This window comes from Haloarcula sp. Atlit-120R (assembly GCF_003665885.1).
Taxonomy (GTDB): Archaea; Halobacteriota; Halobacteria; order Halobacteriales; family Haloarculaceae; genus Haloarcula; species Haloarcula taiwanensis.
Window position 1 is genome coordinate 869,545 of the sequence record NZ_QPLN01000002.1, and the last position, 15,528, is coordinate 885,072.

A 15,528-nucleotide genomic window follows, 5' to 3' on the forward strand; every position below is an offset into this window, starting at 1 on the left:
CCCAATCGGGTAGGAGGCGCTGATGGAGTTTGCCGCCTTCGCCGACCGGGCCGACGCAATCGAAGCCGAGAGTGCCGATACCGCGATTACGGAGGCGGTCACTGACCTGTTCACCGATGCGGGATCGGACCTCTCGACGCTCGCTCGCTTCGTCCAGGGCCGGGTGTTCCCGGCCTACGAGTCGCACACGCTCGACATCGGGCCGCGGCTTTGCTACGAGGCGATTGCCCGAGCAGCGGGCCAGAATATCAGCGCTGACGACGTGGAGGAGCGCCTCGCCGACATGGGCGAAATCGGGGCCGTCGCGGCCAGCTACGACCTCGGCGGCCAGCAGGGCCTCGCCGCGTTCGGTGCCGGCGGGACCGCCGCGCTGACCGTCGCGGAACTCGACGCCGAGCTACGGGACCTGGCCGCCGTCGATGGCAGCGGGAGCCAGGGGACAAAAGTCGACATCCTCTTTGGCCTGTTCTCGCGGTGCTCGCCGACGGAAGCGAGCTACCTCGCCCGGCTCGTCCTCTCGGAGATGCGCATCGGCGTCGGCGAGGGGACCGTCCGGGACGCCGTCGCGGCCGCCTTCGACGTGCCGGTCGACGCCGTCGAACGGGCCGTCCAGGTGTCGAACGACTACGGCACGGTCGCCGAGATGGCCCGCGACGAGGGCGAGGCGGGACTGGCGACCATCACGCTGGAAATCGGCCGCCCGGTCCAGGCGATGCTGGCCCAGGCCGGGACAGTCGCCGGCGCGCTCGAAGACTGGGACCGCGCCGCCGTCGAGTGGAAGTACGACGGCGCTCGCGTGCAGGTCCACTTCGACGGCGAAACCGCCCGGCTGTTCTCGCGGAACATGGAGGAGGTCACCGACCCGCTGCCGGAGGTGGTCGAAGCCGTCGAGGCGGCGCTCGACGCCCCGGCAATCCTCGACGGCGAGGTGGTCGCGGTCGACGCCGACGGCGACCCGCTCCCGTTTCAGGAAGTGCTGCGGCGGTTCCGCCGGAAACACGACGTGGCCGCGGCCCGCGAGGACGTGGCGGTCCGCCTGCACGCCTTCGACTGCCTGCACGCCGACGGTGAGGACCTGCTGGACGCGCCGCTGGAGACGCGCCACGACCGTCTCGAATCGCTGTTCCCCGACGGGAGCGACGCCGTCTCTGAGATGTGGCTGTCCGGCGACCCCGAGGAAATCGAGGACCTGGAAGCGGCGGCCCTCGCCGCCGGCCAGGAGGGCATCATGCTGAAGGACCCGACGGCGGCGTACTCGCCCGGCAAGCGGGGCAAGCACTGGCGCAAGCGCAAGCCCGACGTGGAGACCCTGGATTGCGTCGTCACCGGCGCGGAGTGGGGCGAGGGCCGCCGGGCGAACGTCCTCGGGTCGTTCGAACTCTCGGTCCGGACCGACGACGGCTACGCCACCGTCGGCAACGTCGCGACCGGTATCACCGACGAGGAACTGGACGACCTGACCGAGCGGTTCGAACCACACGTCCGCGCCGAGGACGGGCGCGACGTGGCGCTCACCCCGGCGGTCGTCTTCGAGGTCGGCTACGAGGAGATACAGGCCTCCCAGTCCTACGACTCGGGCTACGCGCTCCGGTTCCCCCGGTTCCTCTCGGTCCGCGAGGACAAGACGCCCGCCGACGCCGACTCGCTCGAACGGGTCGAGCGGCTGGCCGAGTCCCAGTAAGACCGTCGAGACTGGGACGGACCGACACGCGTAATGGGCCGCTCCGAGAACGCCCGTACATGACAGTCAGACACGACGGCATCACCGCCGAGTGGCTCGGCTACGCGACGCTGCGGCTGGAAGGCGATGACACGGTCGTCTACTTCGACCCCGGCCGCTACGGCGTGCTCACCGGCGAGTGGGAACCGGACACGCCCGGCGTCGGCCACCCGCCGACGCGGGACTACGCCCCGAATGACGGCGACATCGTCTGTGTGACCCACATCCATCACTACGACCCCGACGGCATCCGCCGCGTCGCGGGCGAGGACGCCACCGTCGTCGCCTTCGAGGGTATCAACGTCCACGCGACTGACCGCGACCTCGACCGCCTCGCCGACCTCGACTACGAGGTCCGCAAAGTGTCGATGGAGGCCGACGTGCTGGTCGACGACGTACCTATCTGGACGATGCCGGCGTACAACCACGAGGACGGCCGGAACGTGAAAGACGACGGCAGCCCGATTCACCCGAAGGGCATCGGCTGTGGCTTCCTCGTCGCCATCGACGACACCCGCGTGTTCTGGCCCGGCGACACCGACGTGCTGGACGGCCACGCCGAACTGGACGTGTCGCTGTTCGTCCCCTCCATCGCCCAGAACTACACGATGAACCGCCACGAGGCCGCCGACCTCGCCGAGGCGATGGACCCGGACCTCGTGCTCCCGATGCACTACAACACGTTCACGTCGCTGGAAGCCGACTCGGGCGCGTTCGCCGAGGACGTGGCAAAGCGCGGCGTTCCGGTCGTGCTGGACGAGAACTGACTGGCGAACCCGTCTTCGGCGACCCGAGACGGTGGTTTCCCGGTCCATCTGTCAGTCAAAACAATATTGGGGCGTTCAGCAGAACACCACCGACATGGAACGCGCCAGTGACCGAACAGGGGAAACACGTTCCCCAGCCGAACGAACGCCCTCGTTCGGTCACCTACTGCTTGTCTGGCTCCTTGTCGGGCCGTCGCTGTGGTCCCTCGGTTCTGCCGTGGCCGATGCGATTCAGGCCGAACTGCCGCTGTCGACGATGGGAGCCGGCCTGCTGTTCGGAACGATAGTCGTCGTGTCGTTCTGGACCGCCGGCTTTCAGCCCTCACTCAGGGCCAGTTTCGGCTATTTTGTCGCGGAACTGAGTATCTATCTGGTCTTGGCTGTCGGGGTCGTTACGGTCTTCGTTCCGACCTTTACACCGTGGGTTACGATTGCTGTCCAACTCGTGTCTATCTGTCTCGCCGCGACGCTGGTGTTCACCCCGGTCGGTGCGAACATACGGAACTGGTTCCGGCGACATGTCCGCTCTCTGCTGAAACTACCGCCACAAGACCGGTCAGTCGATCGCGACTGATGGATTCTCGACCGAGCAAACGCGGATTCGCTTTGTCGGTCAGTCGTTCCGGGTAGTACACTAATTGCGCACCGGTCTCACCACGACTGTTCCCATTTTCCACTCGACAGAAAACACTTACCGAGAGACAGGAGATGGACTCCTAATGCCCTCCTCCCGTCGGCGATACCTTCGTGGCTGTGTCGCGACCCTCGGACTGGCGTCCGCTGGCTGTCTCGGTTCGAACGAGTACATAGAGACTTCACCGATTGGAACTGAGACGACACCGGAATCAGGGGCTGGGACGCCCGCCCACAAGCGGAGCGGGGAAACGGAACCGTTCGTCGCCTGGCAGCAATCACTCGACGCAGAGATCACAGCGCCTCCAGTGAGTACGGGTGAGCGCCTGTACGTCGGGACGGCGTCGGGAACGGTCGCAGCACTCGCAACTGCTGACGGGAGCCAGCAGTGGTCATACGACGCGAGCGACCCCGTCAGTTCACAGCCGAGACGCGTCGGGGACACCGTCTTCGTCGTACGCGGGAAAGAAGGACTGTACGAGGACCACAGCGTCGTCGCACTCGACCCCGAAACCGGCGCGAAACAGTGGACGTTCTCGCCCGGAGAGTGGTGGCTGGAGTTACTCGACGTAACCGAGGACACGGTGTACGTCGGGACGAACACCGACGCCCCGTCGAAGCAGGGGCGAACGCTCTACGCGCTCGCCGTCTCTGACGGGTCGGTGCAATGGTCCGGGGAAATCGGCGACCAGTACGAGGGAGCGGTGCGCAACGGGGCGATATACGTGGCGTCGTACGGGCGGTTCTACGCGTACGACGCTGAGACCGGTGAGCAACGGTGGACCAGTGACGTTTCGGACTACTACTCCCAGACGATGGTCGCTACCGACGACACGCTTTGTTATGCCGCCGACGTGGACGAGACTCACGGTACGCTCATCGGCGTCGCCGCCGACACCGGTGCGACCCGCTGGACCCACAACGACGGGTTCGTGACATCGACGACGCTCCACGACGGGACGCTCTACGTCGGTGGCACACACGTCGCTGCGCTCGATCCCACGACCGGCGAGCAACAGTGGCAAGCGGACCAGTCCGGGTACGTCCAACGGGCCTCGGTTCAGGACGGGACGCTCTATGCGGGTGGCGACGCGGTTCGCGGTCACGACAGTAGTACCGGCGAACTCGACTGGTCGTGGGAGCCGGACGTGAACGTCGAGGGACTGATGCCGGCGGCGGCCGTCTCCGATACCCTATACGTGAACTCGTGGACGGACGGCGACCCGCGGAACCGATTCAAGTTCGCGGTCGAGGCGACGGCTGGAACGAAACGGTGGACGTTCGACGCCGAGCGCGACCTGACCGATCTGTCTGTCGACGAACATCGGGCCTACGTCGCCGCTGACGATACCGTGTACGTGCTGGAATAACCGAGAACGCTCCGTCGATGCCGTGCCTACAGTATGCCCATCTCGTCCAGCCGCTCGGGCAGGTATGTCTCCGTCACGAAGTCAAGCCCCCGAGAAGCGAGCGCCTGCTGCTCGGCCTTCTTGTTGATGTCGAGCTGGAGCTCGATCTGTTCTTCCCAGAAGTCAGTCTGGAAACGCGGGTCCTCAAGTTCGCTCTCTAAGGCGTTGACGTCGGAGTCCGACAGCGGGTCCGTCGGCAGTTCGTACTCGACGATGTCCTCCGGGCGGATGCCGATGAACTGGGCTTCGGGGGTCGCCAGGTACTCCGAGAGGTGGGCAGATTTGATGGAGCCGTAGGAGACCGACCCGAAGATGCGGTACGACCACGGGTCACCGTCAGTGAACACCGTGACCGGGAGGGCCAGTTCGTCGTGGAGCCGTTTGATGAGCCGCCGGGTCGCCCGCGCGGGCTGGCCGCCGAGGTGGACGACCAGCGCGTCGTACTCGTCGTCGAAGCCGTTCTCGACGAGTCGGTCCCGCATCCCGCCGGTCTCCACGCAGAGGACGAACTCCGCGTCGTTGTCGAGGAACTCGATGGTGTCGGGGTTGTTCGGAATCTGGTAGCCGCCCTGCCCCACGTCGTCCTGACAGTGAATCTCGCGGTCGCCGCGGTTGGTCTGCTCGCGGAGGAGCAGCGGCCCCATCACCTTCGCGCCGGATTCTTCCGGGCGCATGTGGAAGTCCTCGCGTTTGACGTCGGAGACGATTTCGAGGTCCTCGATGAGGTTGTTCGACTCGTCCTGCGTGTTGAACTGGGCCTCGTCGAGGTCCCAGGACTCGGAGAGGTAGTACAGTTCACGCAGGGTCGACGAGCGGTCTTCCTCCAGTTGCTGGGAGAGGAAGTCGATGGTGTAGACGGCCTTCAGAATCTTCTCGGCCCCGGAAATCGTCTTCGCCGACCGGGTGGAGTTCCGGTCGCCGTACACCCAGACCTGTTCGTCCTCGTCGAAGACGATGTTCGATTTGGTCCGGGTGGGGATGGTCATCGTCGGCACCTCGCCGTCGGCGAACTGGTCGTAGAAGTCCGCCGCGAGGTCGATGAGTTGCTCGCGCGCTTCCTCGGTGTCGGGTGTGGTGTCTGAGTCGGTGCTCATATCAGGCGTTCACCGTGAGTTTCTCCTCTTCGACGCCGTCGACCGAGACGGTGAACTCGGCCTCGTCGGGGACGCTGTATTCGAGAACAGCGGTCTCGCCGGCCGCCACCGTCGGCGACCACTTGACGAACCACTCGCCGTCCATCTCGACGACGGTCGCGCCGTTCGTGTCCTGTGGCTCGGCGGTGACGATGTCGGTCAGGTCGATGTCGGCGTTCGTGTCGTCGTTGTTCTCGACGGTCACGCGGACGGTGCCGTCCTCGATTTCGCGCTCGACGAGCACGTTGTTCATGATGCGGGCCAGCGAGTCGTCGATGTGCAGGTCGTCGTTGCCGGTCACTTCGGTGAGCTTCTCGGCCATCTCCGGCAGGATGGTCGCCAGTTTGTCCTGTTTCTCGCGGCGCTGTTGCATCGACTGGCGCTTGTTCAGGTAGCTCTTGAGCTCGCGGGCGGCCTCCCGGATGGCGAGTTCGATTTCGTCTTCCATCTCCGGGACGTTGGCGATGGCGTCCTTGGACTCACTGGTGAAGGGCACGTTCGTCGAGGCGACGTGGACCATGATGACAGCCGGCCCCTTCGGGATGCCGGAGCCGCCGGGCTGGTCGAGGTTGTAGTTGCGCCAGCGGATTGACTTCACCACGTCCGTCGTCGCACAGGCCCCGCGCTGGTAGACCAGCGGCACGCGGTTGGCGAAACGCATCACGTCGACGCTGCCCTCGGCCTCCAGTTCGCCGCCGTAGGCGATGCCGGCCTCGACGATGAACGGGTCGCCGCCGTGGACTGACGCGTCACGCGTCGAGGCGGCGTAGAAGTCCGCGTCGAACTCCTTCCGGAGGCCTTCCTCGACGAGTTCCGCGCTGATGGGGGAGAGACAGTCCGTCGGCGGCGCGATGATGTCCGTCTCGCGCATCGCCGACAGCAACTGACTCGCCGTATCGCGGTCGGCGGCGATGTCGTCTACCTTCGGCGGGTCCTCCGGGATGTTCACGGCCGCGGTCCAGAGTACCTCCAGCACGTTCTCGCGGGCCGTCTCGCCGAAGGTGGCGTCGTCCTGCTCCTCGGTCATGTCGGCCGCGCGGTCGACGTACTCCCGGAGTTCGTCGCGGGTCAGTCGGTGGCGGCCCTCGTCGGCGAACTTGTCGGCCAACCGGCTCGCCAGCCCCTCGATTACCGCGTCGTCTTTGCGTTTCGTCGTTACGTCGTCAATGAGGGTGTAGAGGTCGCTCGACAGGGTATCACTGACGGCATCCCAAGCGGCCTCGACGGCGTTTTCTCGAACTGTCGCGCCGAACGTGGTGTCGCCGTCGGCCTCGGCGTCTTCGGCCGCCGAATCGACGATGGCTTCGACCTCGTGGTACGCGACCCGGGCGCGGTCGTGAATCGCCTCGGAAACGGCGGCGGCGAAGGTCGCCGTGGTTTCAGCGCCTTTGTTCGCCACGGCGTCCTCGACAGCGGCCTCGATGTCCGCGTCCTCGCCGACTTTCGGCGGCTGCCAGGCCATGCCGCGGCCGTAGTGGCGGTCGTTGAAGTTCGCGATGACGCTGTCGGCGGTCTTGCCGCCCACGCGGGTGAACTCCTCCTGCATGAACCCCGAGACGGAGTAGGAGTCGGTGGCTTCGAGCATCTTCAGCAGGGTCCCGAGTTCGACGCCGTGGGGGTGCGGGCGGATTTCTTCGGTCTCGTCGGGAAGGTCCGCACCTTCCGCGCGCTCGAACTTCAGGGACTCGTCCAGCCCCGGTTCGTCGAACTCGATGCGGGCGTGAGGGTTGACGACGGCGGTGTCCTGGATGTAGTCCCGCAGCGTCGAGCGGGCGCGCATGTTGGCCTCCATCTCCAGTTCGATCCGGGTCCCGTGAGGGCGCTCCCACGTCGTCGTCTCGTCGACGCTGATCTCGGGTTCGTTGGTGTCCGTGTCGACGATGAGTTCGAAGTACTGTGCCTCGTCCTGGCCCTTCGGCCGGGAGGTTATCTTCGCGGGCTTGCCGGAGGTCAGCTGCGAGTAGAGGACCGCCGCGGAGATACCGATACCCTGCTGGCCGCGGTTCTGCTCGCGGGCGTGAAAGCGGGAGCCATAGAGGAGCTTCCCGAAGATTTTCGGGGCCTGCTCTTTCGTGATACCGGGGCCGTTGTCCTCGACGACCAGCCGGTAGTAGTCGCCGGCCTCCTGAATCTCGACGTAGATATCGGGGAGAATACCGGCCTCCTCGCAGGCGTCGAGCGCGTTGTCGACGGCCTCCTTGACGGCCGTGACGAGCGCCCGGGCCTCCGAGTCGAAGCCCAGCATGTGTTTGTTCTTCTCGAAGAACTCGGCGATGGAGATGGCCCGCTGGGATTCGGCCAACTCCTCGGCGATCCCCTCGCCCTCGCCGAGTCGCGACTGATACGAGGTCATTGTCGTGCGGTACGTACCCGCGTCGGGGTTAAAAGGTAATCGCCACCGGAGTGAAAGTGAACGCTGTCCCCGAAACCGCGGCCCCGCGCGCGTGCGGGAGCTTTATACGTGCCCCTCTATTAGAACTGGTAAGTTCCTATGTCAGGAGAGTCTGATGAGTACGGCGCAAAGTCGATCCAGACCCTCGAAGGGCTGGAAGCCGTCCAGAAGCGACCCGCGATGTATATCGGGTCGACGGACGCTCGCGGCCTCCATCATCTCGTCTACGAGGTGGTCGACAACGCGATCGACGAGGCGCTCGCCGGCTACTGTGACAACATCGACGTAACGATTCACGACGACGGCTCCGTCTCTGTCAGCGACGATGGACGAGGCATCCCCGTCGATACCCACGAAGAACACGGCCGTCCGGCCGTCGAGGTGGTAATGACGATTCTCCACGCTGGTGGAAAATTCGACAACAAGTCCTACCAGGTCTCCGGTGGCCTCCACGGGGTCGGGGTGAGCGTGGTCAACGCCCTCTCCAAGTGGCTCGAAGTCGAAGTCAGGCGCGACGGCGCGCTCTGGAAGCAGCGTTTCGACCACGGTAAACCGGAGTACGACCTCAAGAAGGTCCGCGACCTCGAACCCGACGAGGAGACGGGCACGACGGTCCGGTTCTGGCCCGACGACGAAATCTTCGAGACCGGCGAGTTCAAGTTCTCGACGCTTTCGTCCCGACTGCGGGAACTCGCTTTCCTCAACTCCGGCGTCGCCATCTCTATCCACGATGAACGCGACGGTGACACGGAGACGTTCGCCTACGACGGCGGTATCCGCGAGTTCGTCGAGTATCTGAACGAGACAAAGGACCCGCTCCACCGAGATATCATTTACTTCGAGGACGAAGAGGAGATCGCGGAAGGGCCGGTCCAGGTCGAAATCGCCATGCAGGGGACCGACGACCTGCAGGGTTCGATTCACGCCTTCGCCAACAATATCAACACGCGCGAGGGCGGGACACACCTCACAGGATTCAAAACCTCGCTGACACGGGTGGTCAACGACTACGCGACCGACAATAATCTGCTGAAAGATCTGGATGATACACTCAAAGGCGACGACATCCGCGAAGGGCTGACGGCTGTCATTTCTGTTAAACACCCTGACCCACAGTTTGAAGGGCAGACCAAGACCAAGCTCGGCAACAGCGAGGTCCGCGGCATCGTCGAATCGGCGATGCACGACGGACTTGCGACCTTCTTCGAGGAAAATCCCGACACGGCCGAAGCCATCGTCGGCAAGGCCGTCGAGGCCGCGAAGGCACGGAAGGCCGCACAGAAGGCCGAGGAACTCACCCGCCGGAAGTCTGCGCTCGACTCGACCGCACTGCCCGGAAAGCTGGCCGACTGCCAGACGCGGGACCCCGAGGAAGCCGAACTGTTCATCGCCGAGGGTGACTCCGCGGGTGGCAGCGCCAAACAGGGCCGCAACCCGGATTTCCAGGCCATCCTCCCGATCAAGGGGAAGATTCTGAACGTCGAGAAACACCGGCTAGACCGGATTCTTGAGAACAACGAGATACGGAACCTCATCACCGCGCTGGGGACCGGTATCGGCGACGAGTTCGACATCGACGACCTGCGTTACGAGAAGATCATCCTGATGACGGACGCGGACGTCGACGGAGCACACATCCGGACGCTCCTGTTGACGCTGTTCTATCGGCACATGAAGCCGCTGCTGGAAGCAGGCTACGTGTACGCCTCCCAGCCGCCCCTGTACCGGATTCGCTACCGCGGGAACACCTACGACGCGATGACGGACGCGGAGCGCGACACAATCATCGAGGAGAAGTGTGACGGGAACCCCACGCAGGTCCAGCGGTTCAAGGGCCTCGGTGAGATGAACCCCGACCAGCTCTGGGAGACGACGATGAACCCCGACAACCGGATTCTCAAGCAGATAACCATCGAGGACGCCGCAGCCGCGGACAAGATGTTCAATATCCTGATGGGCGACGCCGTCGAACCGCGCAAGGAGTTTATCAAGGAGCACTCGCCTGAAGCGGAGTGGGTCGACATATGAGTTCCGACGCTAACGACGCGAACGCCCCGGCAGAGCAGATCAAGCACGTCCGCATCGAGGACGAGATGGAGCAGTCCTACATCGACTACGCGATGTCGGTCATCGCGGGTCGGGCGCTCCCAGACGTTCGGGACGGGCTCAAACCCGTTCATCGGCGTATCCTCTATGCGATGCACGAGATGGGCGTCTCCTCGAACACCGCCCACCGGAAGTCCTCCTCGATTGTTGGGGACACGATGGGTGACTACCACCCACACGGCGACTCGGCCATCTACGACACGCTCGTCCGGATGGCACAGGACTTCTCGATGCGGTATCCGTTGATAGACGGCCAGGGGAACTTCGGCTCGATGGACGGCGACCCGGCGGCCGCCATGCGGTACACGGAGGCGCGGATGGCGCCCATCGCCGAGGAACTGCTTGAAGACATCGAGAAAGACACAGTCGATTTCTCCAGCAACTACGACGACCGCCTGCAGGAACCCGACGTGCTGCCGTCGAAGGTCCCGAACCTCCTGCTCAACGGGTCGTCCGGGATTGCCGTCGGCATGTCGACCAACATCCCGCCGCACAACCTCGGCGAACTGGTCGACGCGACGGTCCACCTGCTGGAAAACCCCGACGCCACCGTTGAGGACCTGATGGAGCATGTCAAGGGGCCGGACTTCCCGACCGGCGGCAACATTGTTGGCCGCGATGCCATCTACTCGGCGTACGCGACCGGCCGGGGCCGTTTGCGGGTTCGCGCAGAGTACGAAGTCGACCCCGAGGAGGGTCGCATCGTCATCAGTGAACTCCCCTATCAGGAGAATAAGGCCCGCGTCGTCGAGCGAATCGCCGACGACGTGAACGAGGGGAAAATCGAGGGCATCTCGGACCTGCGCGACGAGTCCGACCGCAACGGCGTCCGCATCGTCGTCGAACTCAAGCGTGGGGCAAACATCGACGTGGTCGAGAACCGGCTGCTCGACCATCATCTGGAATCCACCTTCGGCGTTATCAACCTCGCGCTGGTCGACGGTCAGCCGAAGGTCCTCTCGCTGAAAGAGAGCCTCCAGCACTACATCGACCACCGCCGCGAAGTCGTCCGTCGGCGCTCCGAGTACGACCTCGCCGAGGCAGAGGAGCGCGCCCACATCCTCGAAGGCCGGCTGAAGGCCCTGAACAACGTCGAGGACGTGGTCGAACTGATCCGCGACAGCGAGGACCGCGATGCCGCTCGGGCCGGTCTGCAGGAGTCCTTCGAGTTCTCCGAAGAGCAGGCCGCTCACATCGTCCGGATGCAACTCGGCTCGCTCACTTCGATGGAAGCGGCTGAAATCGAGGAGGAGTACGAGGACGTACAGGACACGATTGACTACCTCGAATCCGTCCTCAACAGCCGCGAGAAGCTCGACAGCGTCATCGCTGACGAACTCCAGGAAGTCAAAGACGAGTACGACGACGACCGCCGAACGAGTATCATTGAGGACGAGGGGCAGGTCACTCACGAGGACCTCATCCCGGAAGAAGACTGCGTCGTCGTCATCACCGAAGACGACTACATCAAGCGGATGCCGGTCGAGAACTTCGACCCCCAGAATCGCGGCGGCAAAGGGATAATCGGGGCCGATCCCAAGGAGAACGACCGTGTCTCGAAGGTGTTCCGGGCCAACAGCCACGACTACCTGCTCTGTTTCACCAATCAGGGCCAGGTCTACCGGCTCAAGACCTACGAGATTCCAGAGATGTCCCGGACGGCGCGGGGCAAGTCTGCTATCAATCTCATCGACCTGGACAACGGCGAAGAACTGACCGCCGTCGTCTCGACCGACGAATTCGGCGACGACGAGTGTATCACGATGGTGACCCGGAACGGCTACGTCAAGCGGACCTGCTGTTCGGAGTTTGAAAACATCCTCTCGACGGGAATCATCGCCGCCAAACTCGAAGACGGCGACGAACTCATTGACGTGGATGTCACCGACGGCACCGGCGACCTCGTCATCGCCACGGAGGCGGGGATGACAATCCGCTTCAGCGAGAGTGAGGTCAGCGAGATGGGCCGTTCAGCACGCGGTGTCAACGGCATCAAACTACAGGGCGACGACAAGGTCGCGGCGATGGTCGCCACTGACGACGACGACCCCCGGTCGCTGCTGACCGTCACGAAACACGGCTTCGGAAAGCGGACCAAACTCGACGAGTACCGCACGCAGTCCCGGTACGGCAAGGGGCTCATCGATATCAAGACCGACGACCGCAACGGTCGGGTGTCGACGGCCAAGGCGGTCACCGACGAGGACCATCTGGTCATCATGTCCGAACAGGGCCAGATCATGCGTATCCGCGCCGGCGACGTGTCCCAGGTCGGTCGGAACACGAAGGGTGTGACGATTATGGGACTCGAAGACGACGACCGCGTGGCGAGCGTGACGGTCGTTCCTGCTGTCACCGACGAGTAGCGGGTTCCGGCCGCGCTGTTTTCGGCGACCCCGTCGCAGTTACAGCACGCGCTTGCCGAAGGCACTGGCGACGAGCTCACAGGCCAGTTCCGCAGTGCGGTTGTGTTCGTCGAGAATCGGGTTCACCTCGACCAGTTCCATCGACCGCAGCTGGTCGTGCTGTTCAGCGACGTATTCCATCGCAATGTGAGCCTCGCGGTAGGAGACGCCGCCCCGAACCGGCGTCCCGACGCCGGGCGCTTCCGTCGGGTCGAGCCAGTCGAGGTCGAGCGAGACGTGTATCCCGTCCGTCCCGTCAGTCGCGATGTCCAGTGCCTCGTCGACGATCTCCGGCGCGCTTCGGGCGTCGATATCCGACATCGTGTACGCCGTGATATCGCTGTCTTCGATCAGCCGACGTTCCCTGTCGTCCACGTCTCGCAGCCCGACGATGACAACGTTTTCCTCGCTCACGGCCGGCGTGTGCGCCCACTCGTGGTCGGAGAACACACCGAGACCGAGGACGGCCGCCAGCGACATCCCGTGGATGTTTCCGCTGGGTGTTGTCTCCGGTGTGTTGAAATCACCGTGGGCGTCGAACCAGATGACGCCCAACTCCTCGTCGTCGCTGGCTGCGCCGGCCATGGTTCCGATACCGATCGAGTGGTCGCCACCCAGAACGAGCGGGAACCGGCCTTCCCTGCGCGTCGCATCGACCGCCGTCGTCACGTCCTCACAGACTTCCTTCGTCTCCCTGAAAAACTTCGCGTGACCGCTTTTCAGGCCGCCGGCGTCGGGGTCGCGTTCCTCCGGCCGCGGCACGGCGATGTCGCCGCCGTCGACGCAATCGATCCCGATATCTGTCAGCTGGTCAGCGAGGCCGCCGTACCGTATCGCTGACGGCCCCATGTCGACGCCACGCCGGTCGGCCCCGAGGTCCATTGGGACGCCGAGGACACGAACCTGTTGTTGCATACCGTCGCCTCCACGGGCGGCGAATAAAGACCCAGCGTTGGGCAAGCGATATTCAGCGGCCCCTACGTGTAGGGTGCACAGACTAGTTCGATACCTTCTTCGAAACGTATCTCAGGTTCCCAGCCTGTCGCCTCGTGCATCTTCGAGAAGTCAGCACAGGTGTCGTGGACGTACACGTCCTCAGGGATCGGGTTCTCGACGTAGTCCGGTTCGATGTCCGTTCCCAGTTCATCGTTCAGCATCTCGACGACCGTATTAAAGTCGTAGGCCTCGCCAGTACCGAGGTTGTACACGCCGTTTAGTTCGTGTTCGGCGGCCAGAACAAGCCCGCGGACGATGTCGTCGACGTGGGTGAAATCCCGGGTCTGCTCGCCGTCACCGTACAGCTTCGGTGCGTCGCCGCTTGCCAGGTCGTCGGCGAACTGCGCGATGACGTTGGCGTACTCCCCTTTGTGTTCCTCTGCGCCGCCGTAGCCCTGATACACCGAGAAAAAGCGCATCCCGGCCAGTGTCAGGTCGTAGTGGTTCTGGAAGTACTCCGCGTACGTCTCCCGGGCCATCTTCGAGGCCTCGTAGCCGGTGTTGACCGTCACGTCCATGTCCTCTGGCGACGGGTCGGTCCGGCTGCCGTAGATGGAGGAAGTGGAGGCGTAGACAACGGTGTCACAGCCGTCGTCCCGGGCCTGCTCGACAGTGTTGACGAACCCCTCGACGTTCACGCGAGCGCCGTGGGTCGGGTTGTCCTCATGCATCGCGTAGGAGGAGAGCGCTGCGAGGTGAAACACCACGTCCACGTCAGTCGGCAGGTCGTCATCGAGGACACTCTTCTCGACGTACTCTACGTCTTCTGATACGTTTTCCGGCGTGCCGAGGTAGCCGTCATCCAGGGCGACAACGTCGTTGTTTTCGGCCAGTTTGTTCGCGAGGTTTGCCCCGATAAACCCCCCACCGCCGGTCACCAAAACGCGATTACCTTCCATATCTATGTCAGATCAGCGATGCAATAAAGTACTAACGTTTTCCGCGATTCTAAGACGGTTCCAGACGGTTTACCGTCGCATTTAAGGACGGCTGTACCGAACAGGACATTATGTCATCTATCGAACTGACACCCAGTCAAAAGAACATTCTGCAGGAACTGGTAAATCTCTATCGGGAAAGTGAAAGCGCTGTCAAAGGCGAGGATATTGCCGAGAAGGTCGACCGAAATCCCGGTACGATTCGCAACCAGATGCAGAGTCTCAAAGCCCTGCAGCTTGTCGAGGGCGTCCCCGGCCCCAAGGGAGGGTACAAGCCCACCGCCAACGCCTACGACGCGCTCCAGATCCAGGACATGGACCAGGCCGCGGAGGTCCCGCTTCGGCACAACGGCGAGCTTGTCGAACATTCGAACGTCGAAGAGATTGACCTGACCAGCGTCCACCACCCCGAGGAGTGCCGTGCGGAGATTCAGCTGCAGGGCACGATGTCCGAATTCCACGAGGGTGACTCAGTGACAGTCGGTCCGACGCCGCTGTCGAAGCTCCAGATTATCGGGACCCTCGAAGGGAAGGACGACACCAACAACAAACTCATCCTCGCTATCGACGATATGCGGGCACCGGCGGGCGAGCCGGAACACTAGTCCGTGTCACTGGTCTTTTGAATTGTTTTCCTGCGGTCACCGGGATCGCATCATTTTGCATGGCGGCGAGTCTCACGGGAGAATCCTGTCCCCGCTGAGAGGGATTTCAAAGGGTTTGTATCAGTTGGTTTCGGAGTCCTCGGTATGACAGAGAACGTGGTCGTGCTCGGGTCGGGGTATGCCGGCGCGGGGGCAATAAAGAGTTTAGAGGACGAGTTAGACGGTGAGACGGACGTTGATGTCACGTGGGTTTCTGAGACGGATTATCATCTGGTCTTGCACGAGTCTCATCGGTGTATTCGGGACCCGAGTGTTCAGGAGAACATCGCTATCCCTGTTCACGAGATCAAGCAGCCCTCGACCGCCTTCATTCAGGACGAGGTCGTCGGCATCGACACCGACGCTCGGGAGGTCGCCCTCGCCG

Annotated in this window: 11 protein-coding genes and 1 pseudogene; 8 read left to right on the plus strand and 4 right to left on the minus strand. The window is 63.5% G+C overall.

Going from position 1 to position 15,528, the window contains the following annotated elements:
• Positions 1–22 precede the first annotated feature (22 nt).
• The 4 genes from ligA (at position 23) to DVK01_RS11800 (ending at position 4,490) form a co-directional block, all read left to right on the plus strand.
• Positions 23–1,681: an ATP-dependent DNA ligase LigA gene (ligA, locus tag DVK01_RS11785; protein ID WP_121536815.1), complete on the plus strand. Its 1,659-nt coding sequence runs from the start codon at positions 23–25 to the stop codon at positions 1,679–1,681.
• Positions 1,682–1,740: 59 nt separating this feature from the next.
• On the plus strand, positions 1,741–2,487 hold the full coding sequence (locus DVK01_RS11790) for an MBL fold metallo-hydrolase (protein WP_121536817.1): 747 nt from the start codon (positions 1,741–1,743) through the stop codon (positions 2,485–2,487).
• A gap of 94 nt (positions 2,488–2,581) precedes the next feature.
• Entirely contained in the window at positions 2,582–3,061 is a 480-nt protein-coding gene (locus tag DVK01_RS11795) for a hypothetical protein (protein WP_121536819.1), read from the plus strand.
• 145 nt (positions 3,062–3,206) lie between these two features.
• Positions 3,207–4,490: a PQQ-binding-like beta-propeller repeat protein gene (locus DVK01_RS11800; RefSeq protein ID WP_121536821.1), complete on the plus strand. Its 1,284-nt coding sequence runs from the start codon at positions 3,207–3,209 to the stop codon at positions 4,488–4,490.
• A gap of 26 nt (positions 4,491–4,516) precedes the next feature.
• Here DVK01_RS11800 and DVK01_RS11805 read toward each other — a convergent pair whose 3' ends face one another.
• Positions 4,517–5,623, minus strand: coding sequence for a DNA topoisomerase IV subunit A (locus tag DVK01_RS11805; protein WP_121536823.1), 1,107 nt, complete (start codon positions 5,621–5,623; stop codon positions 4,517–4,519).
• Position 5,624: 1 nt separating this feature from the next.
• Complete coding sequence (locus DVK01_RS11810; protein WP_121536825.1) at positions 5,625–8,015, minus strand: DNA topoisomerase VI subunit B; 2,391 nt, start codon at positions 8,013–8,015, stop codon at positions 5,625–5,627.
• Positions 8,016–8,153: 138 nt separating this feature from the next.
• On the opposite strand from DVK01_RS11810, the gene gyrB reads away from it, so the two are divergent.
• Both gyrB and gyrA read left to right on the plus strand, forming a co-directional pair.
• On the plus strand, positions 8,154–10,082 hold the full coding sequence (gene gyrB, locus DVK01_RS11815; protein ID WP_101349794.1) for a DNA topoisomerase (ATP-hydrolyzing) subunit B: 1,929 nt from the start codon (positions 8,154–8,156) through the stop codon (positions 10,080–10,082).
• Complete coding sequence (gene gyrA, locus DVK01_RS11820) at positions 10,079–12,526, plus strand: DNA gyrase subunit A (RefSeq protein ID WP_121536827.1); 2,448 nt, start codon at positions 10,079–10,081, stop codon at positions 12,524–12,526. Before gyrB ends, gyrA begins: the two co-directional genes overlap by 4 nt.
• A gap of 39 nt (positions 12,527–12,565) precedes the next feature.
• On the opposite strand, the gene rocF is transcribed toward gyrA, so the two are convergent.
• A complete protein-coding gene (rocF, locus tag DVK01_RS11825; protein ID WP_121536829.1) occupies positions 12,566–13,480 on the minus strand; it encodes an arginase in 915 nt (304 codons plus the stop codon).
• 62 nt (positions 13,481–13,542) lie between these two features.
• On the minus strand, positions 13,543–14,460 hold the full coding sequence (locus DVK01_RS11830) for an NAD-dependent epimerase/dehydratase family protein (protein ID WP_121510832.1): 918 nt from the start codon (positions 14,458–14,460) through the stop codon (positions 13,543–13,545).
• Between the two features lie 110 nt (positions 14,461–14,570).
• Between DVK01_RS11830 and DVK01_RS11835 the strand changes: the two genes are divergently transcribed.
• Both DVK01_RS11835 and DVK01_RS11840 read left to right on the plus strand, forming a co-directional pair.
• Positions 14,571–15,104, plus strand: a complete 534-nt coding sequence (locus tag DVK01_RS11835) for an Rrf2 family transcriptional regulator (protein ID WP_004515710.1) — start codon at positions 14,571–14,573, stop codon at positions 15,102–15,104.
• Between the two features lie 144 nt (positions 15,105–15,248).
• A pseudogene (locus DVK01_RS11840) lies at positions 15,249–15,528 on the plus strand (NAD(P)/FAD-dependent oxidoreductase); the annotation flags it as partial.

What these genes read in the sequence shown, in the direction of transcription:
- ligA (WP_121536815.1), top strand. Translation starts at nt 23, where the DNA reads ATGGAGTTTGCCGCCTTCGCCGACCGGGCCGACGCAATCGAAGCCGAG.
- DVK01_RS11790 (WP_121536817.1), top strand. Translation starts at nt 1,741, where the DNA reads ATGACAGTCAGACACGACGGCATCACCGCCGAGTGGCTCGGCTACGCG.
- DVK01_RS11795 (WP_121536819.1), top strand. Translation starts at nt 2,582, where the DNA reads ATGGAACGCGCCAGTGACCGAACAGGGGAAACACGTTCCCCAGCCGAA.
- DVK01_RS11800 (WP_121536821.1), top strand. Translation starts at nt 3,207, where the DNA reads ATGCCCTCCTCCCGTCGGCGATACCTTCGTGGCTGTGTCGCGACCCTC.
- DVK01_RS11805 (WP_121536823.1), bottom strand. Translation starts at nt 5,623, where the DNA reads ATGAGCACCGACTCAGACACCACACCCGACACCGAGGAAGCGCGCGAG.
- DVK01_RS11810 (WP_121536825.1), bottom strand. Translation starts at nt 8,015, where the DNA reads ATGACCTCGTATCAGTCGCGACTCGGCGAGGGCGAGGGGATCGCCGAG.
- gyrB (WP_101349794.1), top strand. Translation starts at nt 8,154, where the DNA reads ATGTCAGGAGAGTCTGATGAGTACGGCGCAAAGTCGATCCAGACCCTC.
- gyrA (WP_121536827.1), top strand. Translation starts at nt 10,079, where the DNA reads ATGAGTTCCGACGCTAACGACGCGAACGCCCCGGCAGAGCAGATCAAG.
- rocF (WP_121536829.1), bottom strand. Translation starts at nt 13,480, where the DNA reads ATGCAACAACAGGTTCGTGTCCTCGGCGTCCCAATGGACCTCGGGGCC.
- DVK01_RS11830 (WP_121510832.1), bottom strand. Translation starts at nt 14,460, where the DNA reads ATGGAAGGTAATCGCGTTTTGGTGACCGGCGGTGGGGGGTTTATCGGG.
- DVK01_RS11835 (WP_004515710.1), top strand. Translation starts at nt 14,571, where the DNA reads ATGTCATCTATCGAACTGACACCCAGTCAAAAGAACATTCTGCAGGAA.